The organism is Bacillus aquiflavi (assembly GCF_019915265.1).
In the GTDB taxonomy this organism is placed as follows: Bacteria; Bacillota; Bacilli; order Bacillales; family Cytobacillaceae; genus Bacillus_BT; species Bacillus_BT aquiflavi.
On record NZ_CP082780.1, the window covers coordinates 1,757,471 to 1,772,489 of the forward strand.

10 protein-coding genes and 1 pseudogene are annotated in these 15,019 nt (G+C 36.8%); 7 read left to right on the top strand and 4 right to left on the bottom strand.

Going from position 1 to position 15,019, the window contains the following annotated elements; all coding sequences use genetic code 11:
* The first annotated feature begins 104 nt into the window (after positions 1-104).
* The 5 genes from chrA (at position 105) to odhB (ending at position 7,288) form a co-directional block, all read left to right on the top strand.
* Entirely contained in the window at positions 105-1,280 is a 1,176-nt protein-coding gene (chrA, locus tag K6959_RS08345; RefSeq protein ID WP_223088162.1) for a chromate efflux transporter, read from the top strand.
* Positions 1,281-1,346: 66 nt separating this feature from the next.
* Positions 1,347-1,811, top strand: coding sequence for a DUF6884 domain-containing protein (locus K6959_RS08350; protein WP_163242841.1), 465 nt, complete (start codon positions 1,347-1,349; stop codon positions 1,809-1,811).
* A gap of 102 nt (positions 1,812-1,913) precedes the next feature.
* Positions 1,914-2,957, top strand: coding sequence for a tRNA 2-selenouridine(34) synthase MnmH (gene mnmH / locus K6959_RS08355; protein WP_163242842.1), 1,044 nt, complete (start codon positions 1,914-1,916; stop codon positions 2,955-2,957).
* Positions 2,958-3,221: 264 nt separating this feature from the next.
* Positions 3,222-6,065 carry a 2-oxoglutarate dehydrogenase E1 component gene (locus K6959_RS08360; RefSeq protein WP_163242843.1) on the top strand — a complete coding sequence of 948 codons (2,844 nt, stop codon included), beginning with the start codon at positions 3,222-3,224 and terminating at the stop codon, positions 6,063-6,065.
* A gap of 2 nt (positions 6,066-6,067) precedes the next feature.
* The gene (gene odhB / locus K6959_RS08365; RefSeq protein WP_223088163.1) at positions 6,068-7,288 is read left to right on the top strand and encodes a 2-oxoglutarate dehydrogenase complex dihydrolipoyllysine-residue succinyltransferase; all 1,221 of its coding nucleotides are present in this window, start codon (positions 6,068-6,070) and stop codon (positions 7,286-7,288) included.
* Positions 7,289-7,664: 376 nt separating this feature from the next.
* On the opposite strand, the gene sda is transcribed toward odhB, so the two are convergent.
* Positions 7,665-7,802: a sporulation histidine kinase inhibitor Sda gene (gene sda, locus K6959_RS08370; protein ID WP_163242845.1), complete on the bottom strand. Its 138-nt coding sequence runs from the start codon at positions 7,800-7,802 to the stop codon at positions 7,665-7,667.
* A 403-nt stretch (positions 7,803-8,205) separates the two neighbouring features.
* Between sda and K6959_RS08375 the strand changes: the two genes are divergently transcribed.
* On the top strand, positions 8,206-8,775 hold the full coding sequence (locus K6959_RS08375; RefSeq protein WP_223088165.1) for an NAD(P)/FAD-dependent oxidoreductase: 570 nt from the start codon (positions 8,206-8,208) through the stop codon (positions 8,773-8,775).
* Positions 8,776-9,021: 246 nt separating this feature from the next.
* Here K6959_RS08375 and K6959_RS08380 read toward each other — a convergent pair.
* Together K6959_RS08380 and K6959_RS08385 are read right to left on the bottom strand one after the other, a co-directional pair.
* Positions 9,022-10,242 (bottom strand): annotated as a pseudogene (locus K6959_RS08380) (IS256 family transposase).
* Positions 10,243-10,417: 175 nt separating this feature from the next.
* A complete protein-coding gene (locus tag K6959_RS08385; RefSeq protein ID WP_223088167.1) occupies positions 10,418-11,203 on the bottom strand; it encodes a GNAT family N-acetyltransferase in 786 nt (261 codons plus the stop codon).
* A 368-nt stretch (positions 11,204-11,571) separates the two neighbouring features.
* Between K6959_RS08385 and K6959_RS08390 the strand changes: the two genes are divergently transcribed.
* On the top strand, positions 11,572-13,224 hold the full coding sequence (locus K6959_RS08390) for an AMP-binding protein (RefSeq protein ID WP_223088168.1): 1,653 nt from the start codon (positions 11,572-11,574) through the stop codon (positions 13,222-13,224).
* An 83-nt stretch (positions 13,225-13,307) separates the two neighbouring features.
* Here the strand turns inward: K6959_RS08390 and K6959_RS08395 are convergent, their stop codons facing one another.
* Complete coding sequence (locus K6959_RS08395; RefSeq protein ID WP_163239826.1) at positions 13,308-14,822, bottom strand: glycoside hydrolase family 10-like protein; 1,515 nt, start codon at positions 14,820-14,822, stop codon at positions 13,308-13,310.
* Positions 14,823-15,019: the final 197 nt, after the last annotated feature.

The following is a 15,019-nucleotide window of genomic DNA, read 5'->3' on the forward strand; positions in this document are numbered from 1 at the left end:
TTATAATCACTGACAACTCCTTAAAAGCTACGAATCTTAAATATTTACAAAACGTTAACAAAAGTTTGTTACAATAAGGAGAAACTTTTTTAGGCGGTGAATAGATGGTTAAATGGAAAACTTATTTGGAAATATTACTTGTATCAACTCGTCTCGGACTTACTTCATTCGGTGGACCTGTTGCACATCTTGGGTATTTTCAAAACGAATACATAAAAAAGCGAAAATGGCTTGATGAGAAAAGCTATGCGGATTTAATCGCCCTTTGTCAATTTCTCCCCGGTCCCGCAAGTAGTCAAGTCGGAATCTCTATCGGCATCATTCGAGGCGGATTATTTGGAGGATTGCTGTCATGGATCGGTTTTACAATGCCGTCAGTAATTGCATTAGTTCTATTTGCTTTATTATTAGACGGAATTGGCATGGAAAGTGCAAGCTGGATTCAAGGGTTAAAAATTGTGGCGGTGGCAGTCGTTGCTCAAGCAGTACTAGGAATGGGGAAAAAGCTTACACCTGATCGTACAACGATAACAATTGCGGTATTGGCTGCAATTGCGACACTTTTATTCCCAACATCGCTTGGGCAAATTTTAATTATTGTCATTGCTGGCTTGATCGGTTACACTCTTTTTAATAAAGGCGAAGCGGTTTCACTTCCTGATATGGAAATAAAAATAAATCGCAAGCAAGGAATCATTGCCTTAAGCTTGTTCTTTATTATGCTATTCGGGCTTCCAGTAATCAATCGAATGTTCCCAACCCTTTTTGTTGGACTTTTTGATATTTTTTTTCGGGTCGGTTCGATCGTTTTTGGTGGAGGACATGTCGTTTTACCATTATTAGAACGTGAAGTCGTTCCTCAAGGCTTAATTAGCAGTGAGTCCTTTTTAGCAGGTTATGGTGCCGCCCAGGCAGTTCCAGGCCCGCTCTTTACATTCGGCAGTTACTTAGGGGCTGCAATTGCGGGTTGGAAAGGAGCGGTCATTGCGACAGTAGCGATTTTCTTACCGTCATTTTTATTAGTCGTTGGTGTGTTGCCGTTTTGGAATAAAATTCGAAAAAATACTCACTTTCAAGCAGCACTGACGGGGATTAACGCTGCTGTAGTCGGAATTTTACTAGCTGCTTTATATGATCCTGTCTGGACAAGTGCGATTTTACAACCGCTAGACTTTATATTAGGACTAATTGCCTTTACTTTGCTTGTTTATTGGAAAGTACCGCCATGGATAGTCGTTGTATTAACGGCGCTTGGCGGTATCATGATTAGTTATGTATAATTTACTGATGTTAGCTGTCGAGTTGCTTCGACAGCTTTTATTATGACTACAGGAGAGAGTAAAAAAATGAAGCAATTATGTATCATCCCTTGTGGAAAACGAAAAATTTGGGATAAACAACCAGATGCAGGGGAACAAAAAGCACAAGATTCATATATCGGTACCTTTCATCAGCTTTGTCAGCAATATGCACGTCTATTTTTTACAGATTGGGTGATTATTTCAGCAAAGCATGGGTTTTTGTTGCCAAATGATATTGTACCTGAAAACTATGATCTATCATTTAGCATGAAAAAAACAGAGGTAATCGGGATCAAAGAGCTGCAAAAGCAAATTGTAATGAAAGGCTTATCTTCATTTGAACACATTGTAGTGTTAGGAGGAAAAAAGTTTAAACCGATCGTTGAATCGGCCTTCGGGCTTGAACATAAATATACGTATCCTCTCGATGAATGCGGCGGTTTAGGCTACATGCAGCGAAAATTAAAATTAGCGATTCAAACGAATAAAGCAATCCATACTAAATCTTAACTGATACAAAAAATAATTAACTATATTTTCCAATTTGTTTACGAACTGTAGTGAATAGATTAAAATATAAGAGATCACGATAAAAAAACGGAGGAGTCAACTTTGCATGAACTAACAATCGATGAATTTCTCACAAAAAACAATCTAATCCTAGTAGATGTTCGCTCTCCCGTTGAATTTAATGAAGGATCGCTCCCTAATGCGGTAAACATTCCGCTGTTCACTGACGCTGAGAGAAAGATAATCGGGACAATTTACAAACAAGAAGATGAAAGAAAAGCAAAATGGAAAGCAATGGAATTCGTTTCTCCTAAAATTCCAATAATGCTTTCTGAAATAAAAAAAATTGTAGATGAGCAAAAAGAGCCTATTTTTTACTGTTGGCGAGGCGGTATGCGAAGCAAAGCAGTCGCAACTTTTGCCGATTACGCTGGCTTGCCTTCTAAAAGACTGATCGGAGGATATAGAGCGTATCGAAAATATATTTTAGAGCGTATCCCGAAAATGCTTCCAAACAAAGCAGTTGTCTTACATGGTGGAACTGGGGTTGGTAAGACGGAAATATTGCACCGTTTAGAAGCGAAAGGATACCCAGTACTAGATCTTGAAAAGATTGCAAATCATCGTGGCTCAGTGTTTGGAGCAATTGGTCAAGGGCAAGGCAATAATCAAAAAACGTTCGATGCGTTATTATTTGAACAGCTGAAATCTCTGGAAAATAGTCGTTATTTTCTTGTTGAAGCAGAAAGTAAGCGCATCGGAAGGGCGATTCAGCCAGATGAACTGCTTCTACGAATCAAAAATGGATTTCATCTCCAAATTAACGCACCGTTAAATGTAAGAAAGGAACGGATTTTATCGGAGTATACGATTCCTTTTAAGCATGAACCATGGTATAAAAGTAACATTAAAGAAGCGTTATCGCATATTGAAAAAAGGATGAAAAGGAAAGAAGTGAAATCTTTATTACAACAGTCACTTGAGCTTGAACGATATGATCAAATAGTAGAGCAGTTGTTATTAGAATACTACGATCCCCGTTATCAATACGCCCAAAGAAACTATGAGGGAGAATTTGTACCGATTAATGCTGAATCAATCGAATATGCTGTTAATGAAATTGAAGCTATTTTAAAAAACTTTTAATTAGTCATGTAAAAGATCGCATATGTTGTATATGCGGTCTTTTAAAGTTCGAAAAGGATGAAATTAACAAGATTTCACTATGTGTATAGGTATAACTTTTGAACAATCAAATTCTCCATGTTAAGATAATAAATGAAGTGATTAGTCTTCCAATCTGAGTAAAATTTTTAAGTGAATAAAACTTACAAAATGTGTCTAAAAACACTACATTAGAGGGAGGATAATAATTACGATATTTAAAAACTCGCGGGGGGTATTTATTATATGAAGAAACAAGCTGTAGTTCGAGATGAGCCTTGGCAAAGTTTTTATGGTCCGAATCTCGGCTATGTAATGGAGCTGTATGAACAATATTTACAAGACGAAAATGCTGTTGAACCTGAAATGTGCGAATTTTTCTCAACTTGGACTCCTGAATCAAAGAAAGAAACGGCAAGAAGAGAAGTAATTCAAAATCAATCAGTTGGAAATGTTCATATTGATAAATTACTTGCTGCCATTAAACTTATTGATCGTTTACGTGTATATGGGCATTTAGCGGCGGAAATTTACCCGTTAAAAAATCGAAAAAGGGAGACAAAGCTGATTGATCCAGAGCATTATGGATTAACTGAAGCTGATTTAGAAAACCTTGATGCAGCCCTCATTTGGCCGAACGCTCCATCCCATATAACAAACGGACTAGAAGTATACAACCATTTAAAACATGTGTACACGAAGTCAATAGCTGTTGAATTTCATCACGTTGAAAATCTTGATGAAAAACAATGGTTAACAGAGAAGTTTGAAAACGAGCTTTTTTCAACATCAATCTCACCAGAGAAAAAAATTAGTATGTTAACACGTTTAATTGAAGTAGAAGAGTTTGAAAAATTTCTTCATCGTACTTTTGTCGGTCAAAAACGATTTTCAATCGAAGGCTTAGATGCGATGATTCCGATATTAGATGAAATCATTTCACTTTCCGTTCAAAGCGGAGCAAAAACAATTAACATCGGGATGGCCCATCGTGGCCGGTTGAACGTATTAGCACATGTTCTTGAAAAACCATATGAAATGATTTTTTCAGAGTTCCAGCATGCGCCAAATAAGGAACTAGTGCCTTCTGAAGGTTCAATCGGAATAAACTATGGCTGGACAGGAGACGTAAAATATCATTTAGGATTAGATCGACAAATAAAGGATGACAACACAGTTCAAGCTAGAATAACACTCGCAAACAACCCGAGTCATCTTGAATTTGTTAGTCCAGTAGTAGAAGGCTTTACTAGAGCGGCTCAAGATGATAGAACGAACCCTGGATACCCGAGTCATAACCCGGCGACTGCATTACCGATATTAATTCATGGGGATGCTGCTTTTCCTGGACAAGGAATTGTTGCTGAAACATTGAATTTAAGTAGTCTTTTCGGTTATAAAACTGGTGGAGCAATTCACATTATTGCAAATAACACAATTGGATTTACGACAGAGTCTAAAGATTCTAGATCAACAAAATACGCAAGTGATTTAGCAAAAGGTTATGAGATTCCTATTATTCGTGTTAATGCAGATGATCCTGAAGCTTGTATGATCGCTGTTAAATTAGCATGTGAATATCGTGAGACGTTCAAAAAAGATTTTTTAATCGACTTAGTAGGTTATCGCCGCTTTGGTCATAATGAAATGGATGAGCCTTTAGCAACAAACCCATTACTATACTCAATCATCCCTGCACATCCAACTGTGAAAACAATTTACAGCAAGCAGTTAGTAGCTGAAGGAGTGATTACGGAGAAACAAGTAAATACAATTGAGCAGAGTGTACAAGAGAAGCTTCGGTCAGCATATGAGAAAGTACCTAAAGAACGACATGATTCAAATGTCGAACTTGATCCTCCAGAAACTGTTGAAAAAGGTTTACCTAAAATGAATACGTCCGTTCCACTGAATATGTTGAAAGAAGTGAATGATGGACTTTTAAATTGGCCAAAGGACTTTCATGTTTTTAATAAGTTAGAAAAGATTTTAAAACGCAGAAGTGATGCGTTTACGAAAAAAGACCTTGTTGATTGGTCGTTAGCTGAAGCTTTAGCATTTGGAACAATTATTAGTGATGGAGTACCAATTCGTTTAACTGGTCAAGATTCAGAGCGGGGAACGTTTGCCCATCGTCATATCGTTTTACATGATCATGAGACAGGAGAAATTTTTTCTCCACTGCATACGTTACAAACGGCAAAAGCTTCGTTTGCGGTCCATAACAGCCCGTTATCAGAAGCATCTGTTGTCGGCTTTGAATATGGTTATAACGTATTTGCTCCTGAAACACTTGTACTTTGGGAAGCTCAATTCGGCGATTTTGCCAATTCTGCTCAAGTAATGTTTGATCAATTTGTTGCTGCAGGCAGAGCAAAATGGGGACAAAAATCAGGTCTTGTCATATTACTGCCTCACGGATATGAGGGACAAGGACCGGAACATTCAAGCGGAAGAGTGGAACGCTTCCTTCAGTTAGCAGCCGAAAATAACTGGACTGTTGCTAATTTAACAAGTGCAGCCCAATATTTTCACATTTTAAGAAGACAAGCTGCAATTTTACAAAAAGATGAAGTAAGACCGCTTGTTTTAATGTCACCGAAAAGCTTATTACGAAACCCTAATGTTGCAAGTTCTGCTTCGGAATTAACAGAAGGAGAATTTAAAGCGGTCATTGAGCAGCCGAAATTAGGCGGCACCCCAGAAAAAGTAGAACGAATTGTGCTTTGTTCTGGTAAAATTGCGATTAATTTAGCAGAAAATATACAATCATTTGAAGAAATGGATTGGCTCCATATTTTACGAATCGAAGAAATATATCCGTTTCCTTTCGAAACTTTAACAAACATTATTAAGCGATATCCAAACTTGACAGAATTAGTCTGGATTCAAGAAGAACCAAAAAATATGGGCGCTTGGAACTTTGTTGAACCTCGAATTCATTCAATCGCAAAAGAAGGTGTCTCTATTAAGTACATTGGACGGCGTCGTCGTTCAAGTCCAGCAGAAGGAGATCCAAATGTCCATAAGGCTGAACAAGCGCGCATTATCACTGAAGCATTGACACGGAATATAGAAGGGGGATTATAAACGTGGCAGAAATTAAAGTACCCGAACTCGCAGAATCGATTACTGAAGGTACAATTGCCCAATGGTTAAAAAAACCGGGTGATTATGTAGAGAAAGGTGAATATATCGTTGAATTAGAAACGGATAAAGTAAACGTGGAGATCATTTCTGATTATGCAGGAACTCTTACCGAACTAAAAGCAGATGAAGGCGACACCGTTCAAGTAGGTGAAACAATCGCAATTGTTTCTGATACAGCCGAAAAGCCTGCAGAAAAAGTAACTGAAGCTACACCTGTTGAACCCAAGGCAGATAATGAGCAGGAAGAAGAGAAAAAGCTAGAACGGCCAATTGCTTCTCCAGCAGCCCGAAAAATGGCCCGTGAAAAAGGAATAGATTTAAATAATGTTCCGACAATGGATCCGCTTGGAAGAGTGAGAAAACAAGATGTTTCCTCTTATTCTGAGCAAAGTGCGCAAACGCCAACTCCAAAAGTTGAGAAAAAACAAGTTGAACAAGAACAACATGTAACAGATCCGACGAAACCTGTTGAACGAATTCGGATGTCACGCCGTCGTCAAACAATTGCCAATCGTCTTGTAGAAGTACAACAGACAGCAGCAATGTTAACAACCTTTAATGAAGTCGACATGACAGCCATCATGAACATCCGCAAACGCCGTAAAGAAAAGTTTTTTGAGCAGCATGATGTTCGACTAGGCTTTATGTCATTCTTTACAAAAGCTGTTGTCGCAGCTTTAAAGAAATATCCTTACGTTAATGGTGAAATTCAAGGAGAAGAAATCGTTCTAAAAAAATATTATGATATTGGAATTGCTGTTGCGGCGCCTAATGGACTTGTCGTTCCAGTTGTTAGAGATGCGGAACGTAAAAACTTCGCGGAAATCGAAAGTGATATTATGGAGTTAGCCGAAAAAGCTCGGACAAACAAATTATCGTTAAATGATCTCCAAGGTGGAACGTTTACAATTACAAATGGCGGTGTATTCGGTTCCTTATTGTCTACACCGATTTTAAATGGACCGCAAGTTGGGATTCTCGGTATGCATAAAATCCAACTTCGTCCAGTAGCAATTGATGAAGAACGCATGGAAAATAGACCAATGATATATATCGCTCTATCATACGACCACCGTATTATCGATGGAAAAGAAGCAGTCAGCTTCTTAGCAACTGTAAAAGAGCTGCTTGAAGATCCAGAAACATTATTACTAGAGGGTTAAAAATATGAGGTGGGTGTCCCAAAAGCTTGCTTTTGGGACACTTTTTTTGTGCACTAAAAAACAGGAACGTGTTTGAGGACATAAACTGTGGGCGACTTACGCATCTACTACCGATAAACTGCTGCGATCACACCAGTTAAAATCAACAAACCAAACAGCCACCAAATCCAATATTGTTTAACATAATCGGCAATTTGTTTCAATTTAAAATCCCTCCCTTAAGTTAGGTTGCTCTTAATATTTTGAGGAGAGGAATCATAATTATACATAGGCAATATAATTTGTCATTTATAATATTTTTGCATTCAAGAAACATTTCCCTAAATATAAATTAAATAAAAATCCACTGCTTTTTGAGCAGTGGTTGACACAATTATTACGATTGTTTCTTGAATGGCTTTAATCCTCTTCGATAAATTTCATCTTTTAGTATCCTTAGCCATTCTTTATCCTTCCCTGATTTCAATGCATCCCGATACGAAACTACTAGTTGTTCATTACTCATAATTTTCATTCGCATGCCTCCCTGGAAAGGATTAAATTTTCAAATTATACACTTTAATTGTAACCTTTATATTAATTTTTTGAAACCCCTAAGTTAAAATAATGTAAATTTTCCTAATTGCTTTAGAGAAATATTAGAAAATGCCCAAGTTTCTTGCTTAATTGACCATTTATGATTATCATACCTATAAGGGTATAAAAATTTGAAGGGGGGCATTATCATGAACGATAAACAAAAAACGAAATCTTGTTCAGGAATGACTTGAGGAAGCACTCCAAAAAGTTCTGGCAAACAAAAGTCGGCAAAGAAAAAAAAATTTCCGCCGATATGACCAGCAACATATGTTTGGCTCCTGGTAGGAGTCATTTATATTATTTATAAAATTTTTTCATAAAATAAAGGAGTTTCGATCATGCTTGATGTAATGATTATTGGCGGTGGAATTTCAGGCGCTTCAGCAGCCCTCTATTCCACCTATGGAAAATTAGCGACAGCTGTTATTGATAGTGGAAAATCGCAAATTAAAAATGTATCGACAATTTTTAACTATCCGGGAATTAAAGAAACAAGTGGTGAAGAACTGTTAACGAATATCGTCTATCAGGCACAAAATTATGGGGCAGAATGGATCAACGACCACGTAAAATCAATAGAGCGAGAGCCGGATTACTTTGTTATGATGACAACTTCCGGACAAACCTTTGAAAGTAAATATGTTATTATCGCCACAAATTTACATGTTGATTTACTTCTAGATTTAGGTATAGATGTTACTGTAAACGAAAAAATCCCAAGCGGAAAAATTAAAAAAGTGCCTAATTTACAAGATAACGGTTTAACGGATAAAAAAAATCTTTACATGACAGGATTGTTAGCAGGTGTGCCTAGCCAGGCAGTTATTGCTGCAGGCCATGGTGCTAAAGTAGCGATTGAAATTGTGACAAAGGAAACAGGACAAACGTTTATGTGGCATGATAAGTAAAAAAGAGTGTGCTCCATAGAGAATCGGGGAGTATAAATTATTTTGTGTAATTGGAATTTTTTACAATAGCCATGGCGATACTTTTAACAGTGCTCTTGCTCATTAGGGGGATAGGGCAATGCTGGGGAGCAACCCGAGCACCTAATGGGATTCTGCCAAAAAGGGAGGGACAATCTGTTCCTCTTTTTTTGTTTCCTTTTTGGGAGAACCAAAAGCGAAAAAACCCATTGGGCGGTAGCCCAATCCTTAAATGATCAGTTCATCTTTAATTCTGTCTTCGAAGATAATGGCTAATTGTGATATACATTCTTTCCATGCCCTTACCGGCATAGTCCACTTCTTTGAAATTTCCATTGTTGCCAAATAGATAATCTTCTTTAGGGACTCATCAGTTGGATAAGCTGTTTTCGTTTTTGTGACTTTTCTAAGCTGTCTGTGATAGCCTTCTATCGTATTGGTTGTATAAATGAGTCTTCTAATCTCTGCAGGGTAGCTAAAGTAAGCAGTAAGTTCCAACCAGTTGGCCTCCCAGGATTTAATAATGATCGGGTGTTTCTTACCCCATTTCTCATTGAAGTTGGAGAATTCAAGTTCTGCCTCTTCCAAAGTGAGCGCTTGATAGACTTTCTTTAAATCTGCCATGACAGCCTTTTGTTCTTTATACGATACATATTTCATGGAATTACGAATCTGATGGATGACACACAGCTGAATATCTGTTTGTGGAAAGACAGAATGAATCGCCTCAGAAAAGCCCGAAAGGTTATCCTTGCAGGCGATGAGGATGTCCTGCACCCCTCTATTTTTCAGGTCATTACAGACGCCCTAGCCAAAAACTTGCACTTTCGTTCTCCCCAATCCATATTCCAAGGATTTCTTTATGGCCCGACAGATTAATCCCCAAAACACTATAGGCAGCTTTATTTACTATTCGGTTCTCTTTCCTGACCTTGAAGTGAATGGCATCTAGGAATACGATAGGATAAACCCTATCCAATGGCCGGGATTGCCACTCAGCTATCAAAGGCATAATCTTATCGGTCACCTTGCTTACCATTGCGGGTGAGATGTCAATCCCATACAGGTCTTTCATCTGGTCTTCAATGTCCCTCGTTGACATTCCCTTGGAGTAAAGACCAATAATTTGATCTTCCAATCCGTTGGCGGTTGTTTCATATTTCTTGATAATCTGTGGTTCATATTCACCTTTTCGATCCCTTGGAATGCTTAATTCAGCATTGCCGAATTTAGTTTTTAATTGTTTTTTTTACTATAGCCATTACGACTGTTTCCAGAGTGGTCACCTGCATTATCATGCTTGGCATAGCCCAATTGATCATCGATTTCTGCTTCAAAGACATGTTGGATGGTTTCCTTAAAAAGTTCCTTTAATTTTCCTTGAATATCTTCAACTGTACGGCAGTCTTTGGCTAATTCCTTCGCTAATAAGTTTGTTTTGTTTTGCATAATTGATCATCTCCTTAGTTGGTAAGTTTAACCAATTACACAAAACTTTTTACATTCTCGAGAATCGAATTTATACACTAAAGATTCTATTCTTCTACAAACTGCAAAATAAAAAAGGGGCTGCATTCATTTGTGGCCCCTTTCGTATTTAACCTTGCTCATTGGATCATTTCGCTCATTCTTGAATTTCATGAATACTTCTTCCTTCTAAGTAAGCGTGTCCCATTTTTATTTTTTCTACGGTTGTAAACCCATATTTTTGATAAACTTTTCCTATTTTTTCATTTATAGGGAATACCCATAAATTTTCTAAACCCATATTTGCTACTTCCTTTTGAATATGTTGAATTAAGAATCCGATGAACCCTTTTCCTCTATAATCTTTCAGTGTAGCTACACTTTCCATTCGGGCTTGTTGCTCATTGATAAATAAACAAGCTGTTGCACAAGCAATATCATTATATCGAAGTAAATAATGGTTATATTTTGAATGCTTAAACTCTTGTTCAAATGCTTTCTCTCTTACTTCTTTTCCACCAAACTCTTTTATACTACATTCAATTTCTAATGCTTCAACATAATTTTTTTCTGTTACTAATTCAATTGTCATATTTTCAGGAGCTGCCTTTTCGAAAATTTTCTTATTCCATAATTGAACAGGAGTAATGAGTTCTTCAAATCTAAATTTATTTATTTTTAGAAGTGAAATAAATTCTTTCTGCTTGTCTAAATTATAAATATAAAATCTTGGTATAATCCCTTTTGATTGATAAAACTTGACGACTTCATGAATAATAGATTGAGGTTCAGTTGAAAACTCGCTTATATGTGCATGATTTGCATCAAAATATAGAGGATTGTTCTCATTGCAAAATAATATTCCCCAATTCGTATGAGTATGTGTTGTAAAAGTTTCTAAATAGGCAAAATCTAAAGCAAAAATATGTTGTAAATCATTCATCATAGCCCCCCCACACATTGTAAAATGCTGTCGTAGACAATATAAAATCTACTATTAATATTTTTTTAAATGAAAATTGGATTAGCACTATCCTATTGTATCAAGAATTTAATGGGTGAACGATACGAACAGAGTAATTTCACATGTTTTTTTAAAAAGTGGTATTCTGACAAAAATAAAAAATGCATAAATATAATATGAACGATTCTTTTTATTATATAGAAATAATTTACAAACAGATTAAATATATTTTGAATTTATTGAATATTCAATTGAATATGTTACGATGAAGAAAAATATTTATGCTCTAAAATAATCTTCTAGCGTATACATGATGAGTATGGGGCTAATAAAAGGGGGCATTATTAATGGGGGATTTACTATATGTAACGGTTGGGAAACTGCTTGAAGAAAAAGCTCAACTTCCCCCAGAACATGAAGCAGTCGTATATTCAGAATTAGCGTTAAGAATGAATTATAAGCAATTTGATGATCACTGTCGGCTCGTTGCAAAGGGATTAATGAAATTAGGGTTAGAAAAAGGGGAGCATCTTGCTGTTTGGTCTTCAAATACCCCAGAATGGCTCACACTTCAATTTGCAACTGGAAAAATGGGGGCAGTTCTTGTAACAGTGAATACGAACTATCAAACTGCCGAATTGGAATATTTACTAAAACAATCTGATTCAACGACATTAATTTTGATGGAACAATACCGTAACTCTTCATATATTGACATGCTTTATGAAATCGCTCCTGAGCTTAATAATTGCGAGCCTGGTCAGCTTTGCAGTGAGCGCCTTCCTTATTTGAAAAATGTCATTGTATTAAGTGAAAAAAAATATCCCGGAGCTTATAACTGGAGTGATATTTTAAAAATGGGGGCTGACGTATCTGATGATAACTTACATGAGCGAATGGACAGCCTGCATCCTGATGATGTGATCAACATGCAATATACTTCAGGAACAACTGGGTTTCCAAAAGGTGTCATGCTAACGCATTCCAACATTGTGAACAACGGTTACAACATTGCTAACTCCATGAAGCTCACTAAGGAGGATCGACTTTGCATCCCTGTACCGTTTTTTCATTGTTTCGGATGCGTGCTCGGTACGTTAGCGTGTGTTTCTGTCGGAGCGACGATTCTTCCTGTACAAGAATTTTCCCCTGAAAAAGTGTTGCAGACCGTTCAAGACGAAAAATGTACTGCCCTGCACGGTGTTCCAACAATGTTTATTAGCGAGCTAAATCATCCTAATTTTGAAAAATATGATCTTTCTTCATTAAGAACGGGCATTATGGCTGGTTCAAACTGTCCGATTGAAGTAATGAAAGGGGTCATCGAGAAAATGGGAGCGAAAGAAATTACGATTGCTTATGGACAAACGGAGGCGTCTCCAGTAATTACGCAAACTCGGACAGATGATCCGATCGAGCTACGAGTTGAAACTGTTGGCCGCGCCTTGCCAAATGTGGAAGTGAAAGTAGTTGAACCAGGAACAAATAATATAGTGCCTCCAGGAGTTCAAGGTGAACTTTGTACAAGGGGCTATCATGTTATGAAAGGATATTATAAAAACCCAGAGTCAACAAAAGAAGCGATTGATGATGACGGTTGGCTTCATACAGGAGATTTAGCCGTCATGGATGAAAACGGTTACTTTCGGATAACAGGGCGTTTAAAAGATATGATTATTCGGGGGGGAGAAAACATTTATCCGCGAGAAATTGGAGAGTTTTTATATACTCATCCAAAAGTATTAGATGTACAGGTTGTAGGAATCCCGGACGCAGTTTATGGAGAGGAAGTCATGGCATGGATTATTTTAAAAGACGGACAAACGGCAACACAAGAAGAAATTCATGAATATTGCAAAGGTAAAATTTCCCGACATAAAATTCCTCGTTACATTGAATTTAATCATTCATATCCAATGACAGCGTCTGGAAAAATTCAAAAGTATCGCTTGCGAGAACAAGCGCAACAGTTCGTTAAAAATCAACAAGTCAACAAGTAAAAAACCGCATTAAAGCGGTTTTTTAGTTTGAATCCAAAGACAAAAAGCTAAAAACCTAATAATTAAGAAGAAGTCGAGTGTTTTTAATTTACCTTTACAGTTAAATGTGTGCTCATTTCACTTTCGTTATGGAGCCGATCAAATGCTGTAATGACATATGTGTAAGTTTTTCGTTGCTCGACGGTTGTATCAATATAAACATTTGATTGCCCGGTTGTCCGGATAGTTGTTAACAAATGTTTTGGATCATTGATATCTCCTATATTTGGACCATTAAAACGATAAATAGCATAATACGTAGAATGATTTAAATGAGCATCATCTATTTGAAGTTCAACACCACTTTGTACTTGTCTTGCCTTTTTGAGAACAGGCTTATGAGGAGCCTTTCCTCCTAACCATGGCATCGTAGGAACTAATGCGGGGTATTGATAAATGTCATTTATTAAACGATCTTTAATGTTTAAAGGATTTCGGTTTAAATCTTTTAAACTAAAATGCATGCTGCCGCTCACTTCACTAAATTGACGATTGAGCGCAATTTGCCGTGGATATTCCTCGGGATCAGACCATTCAGGCACAGAGTTGTTATTAATTTTATATGCTCCTTGACCAATGTAGAGATGAATTGATTTACCTTTTGTTTCATTTACCCACCAATAAAGCAATACATCATATGCTGCTGGTCTATAACCGATATTCCAATAAATTTGCGGAGTGATATAGTCTAAATATTGTTTTTGAATCCATTCTCTCGTATCGGCATATAAATCATCGTAATTTGTTTGCCCTGCTCTAGTATCAGACCCAGTCGGATCTTTATCTTTATTTCGCCAAACTCCAAATGGACTTATGCCAAACTTTACATATGGTTTTATACTTTTAATCGATTGATTGAGGTGTTTTACAAGCTGATTTACATTGTCACGGCGCCAATCTTCAATATGACTAAATTGATCAGCACCATATTTTTCGTAAGTAGATTGATCAGGGAATTCAACATCTTTTATTTTGTAGGGATAAAAATAATCATCCATATGGACTGCATCAATATCGTATTGATTAACAACTTCAAGTATTCCATCGATAATAAATTGCTTTACTTCAGGAATGCCCGGATTATAAAAAAGCTGGTTCCCATATGTGACGACCCAATCTTGATGTTGTCTGGCCGGATGATCACTTGATAGCTTGTTCAAGTCTGTATGGTTCATTGTAATGCGATAAGGATTAAACCAGGCATGGAACTCTAAATTACGACTGTGAGCCTCTTCAATCATAAAAGCGAGAGGGTCATATCCAGGGTCTTTTCCTTGTACTCCAGTCAAATATTCAGACCACGGTCCATACTGTGAAGGATAAAAAGCATCTGCCGTTGGTTTAATTTGAACAACAACTGCATTCATGCCCATTTCCTTTACATCATCTAAAAGTCTAATAAACTCTGTTTTTTGTTGCTCGACTGTCAAGCCTTTTCTCGAAGGCCAATCAAGATTATAAACGGAAGCAATCCAAACCGCTCTTAGTTCCCTTTTTAATTGATTCGTATTTACCTCTGCAAAACTACGATTACTTCCATGAAAAAGTAGAGAGTACATGAATAGTAGAACAAGAGCGGCTATCCCACATTTTTTACTTGCTTTTAACACGGTATCACTCCTTTGTTAAATTCAAATAATAACTGATATCCTCCTTTCCTTCATTTTTTTAGGTGAAGTTTTATCATCTTCATCATACAAGAAAAATTGGTTTTTTTGTCTATATTTTATATAAAATATAAAAAATAGTAAAAATG

Excerpts from the sequence above, each read along its gene's own strand:
- K6959_RS08385 (WP_223088167.1), bottom strand. The coding sequence starts at position 11,203 with ATGAATGATTTACAACATATTTTTGCTTTAGATTTTGCCTATTTAGAA.
- chrA (WP_223088162.1), top strand. The coding sequence starts at position 105 with ATGGTTAAATGGAAAACTTATTTGGAAATATTACTTGTATCAACTCGT.
- K6959_RS08375 (WP_223088165.1), top strand. The coding sequence starts at position 8,206 with ATGCTTGATGTAATGATTATTGGCGGTGGAATTTCAGGCGCTTCAGCA.
- K6959_RS08395 (WP_163239826.1), bottom strand. The coding sequence starts at position 14,822 with ATGTACTCTCTACTTTTTCATGGAAGTAATCGTAGTTTTGCAGAGGTA.
- K6959_RS08390 (WP_223088168.1), top strand. The coding sequence starts at position 11,572 with ATGGGGGATTTACTATATGTAACGGTTGGGAAACTGCTTGAAGAAAAA.
- K6959_RS08350 (WP_163242841.1), top strand. The coding sequence starts at position 1,347 with ATGAAGCAATTATGTATCATCCCTTGTGGAAAACGAAAAATTTGGGAT.
- K6959_RS08360 (WP_163242843.1), top strand. The coding sequence starts at position 3,222 with ATGAAGAAACAAGCTGTAGTTCGAGATGAGCCTTGGCAAAGTTTTTAT.
- sda (WP_163242845.1), bottom strand. The coding sequence starts at position 7,802 with ATGAAAATTATGAGTAATGAACAACTAGTAGTTTCGTATCGGGATGCA.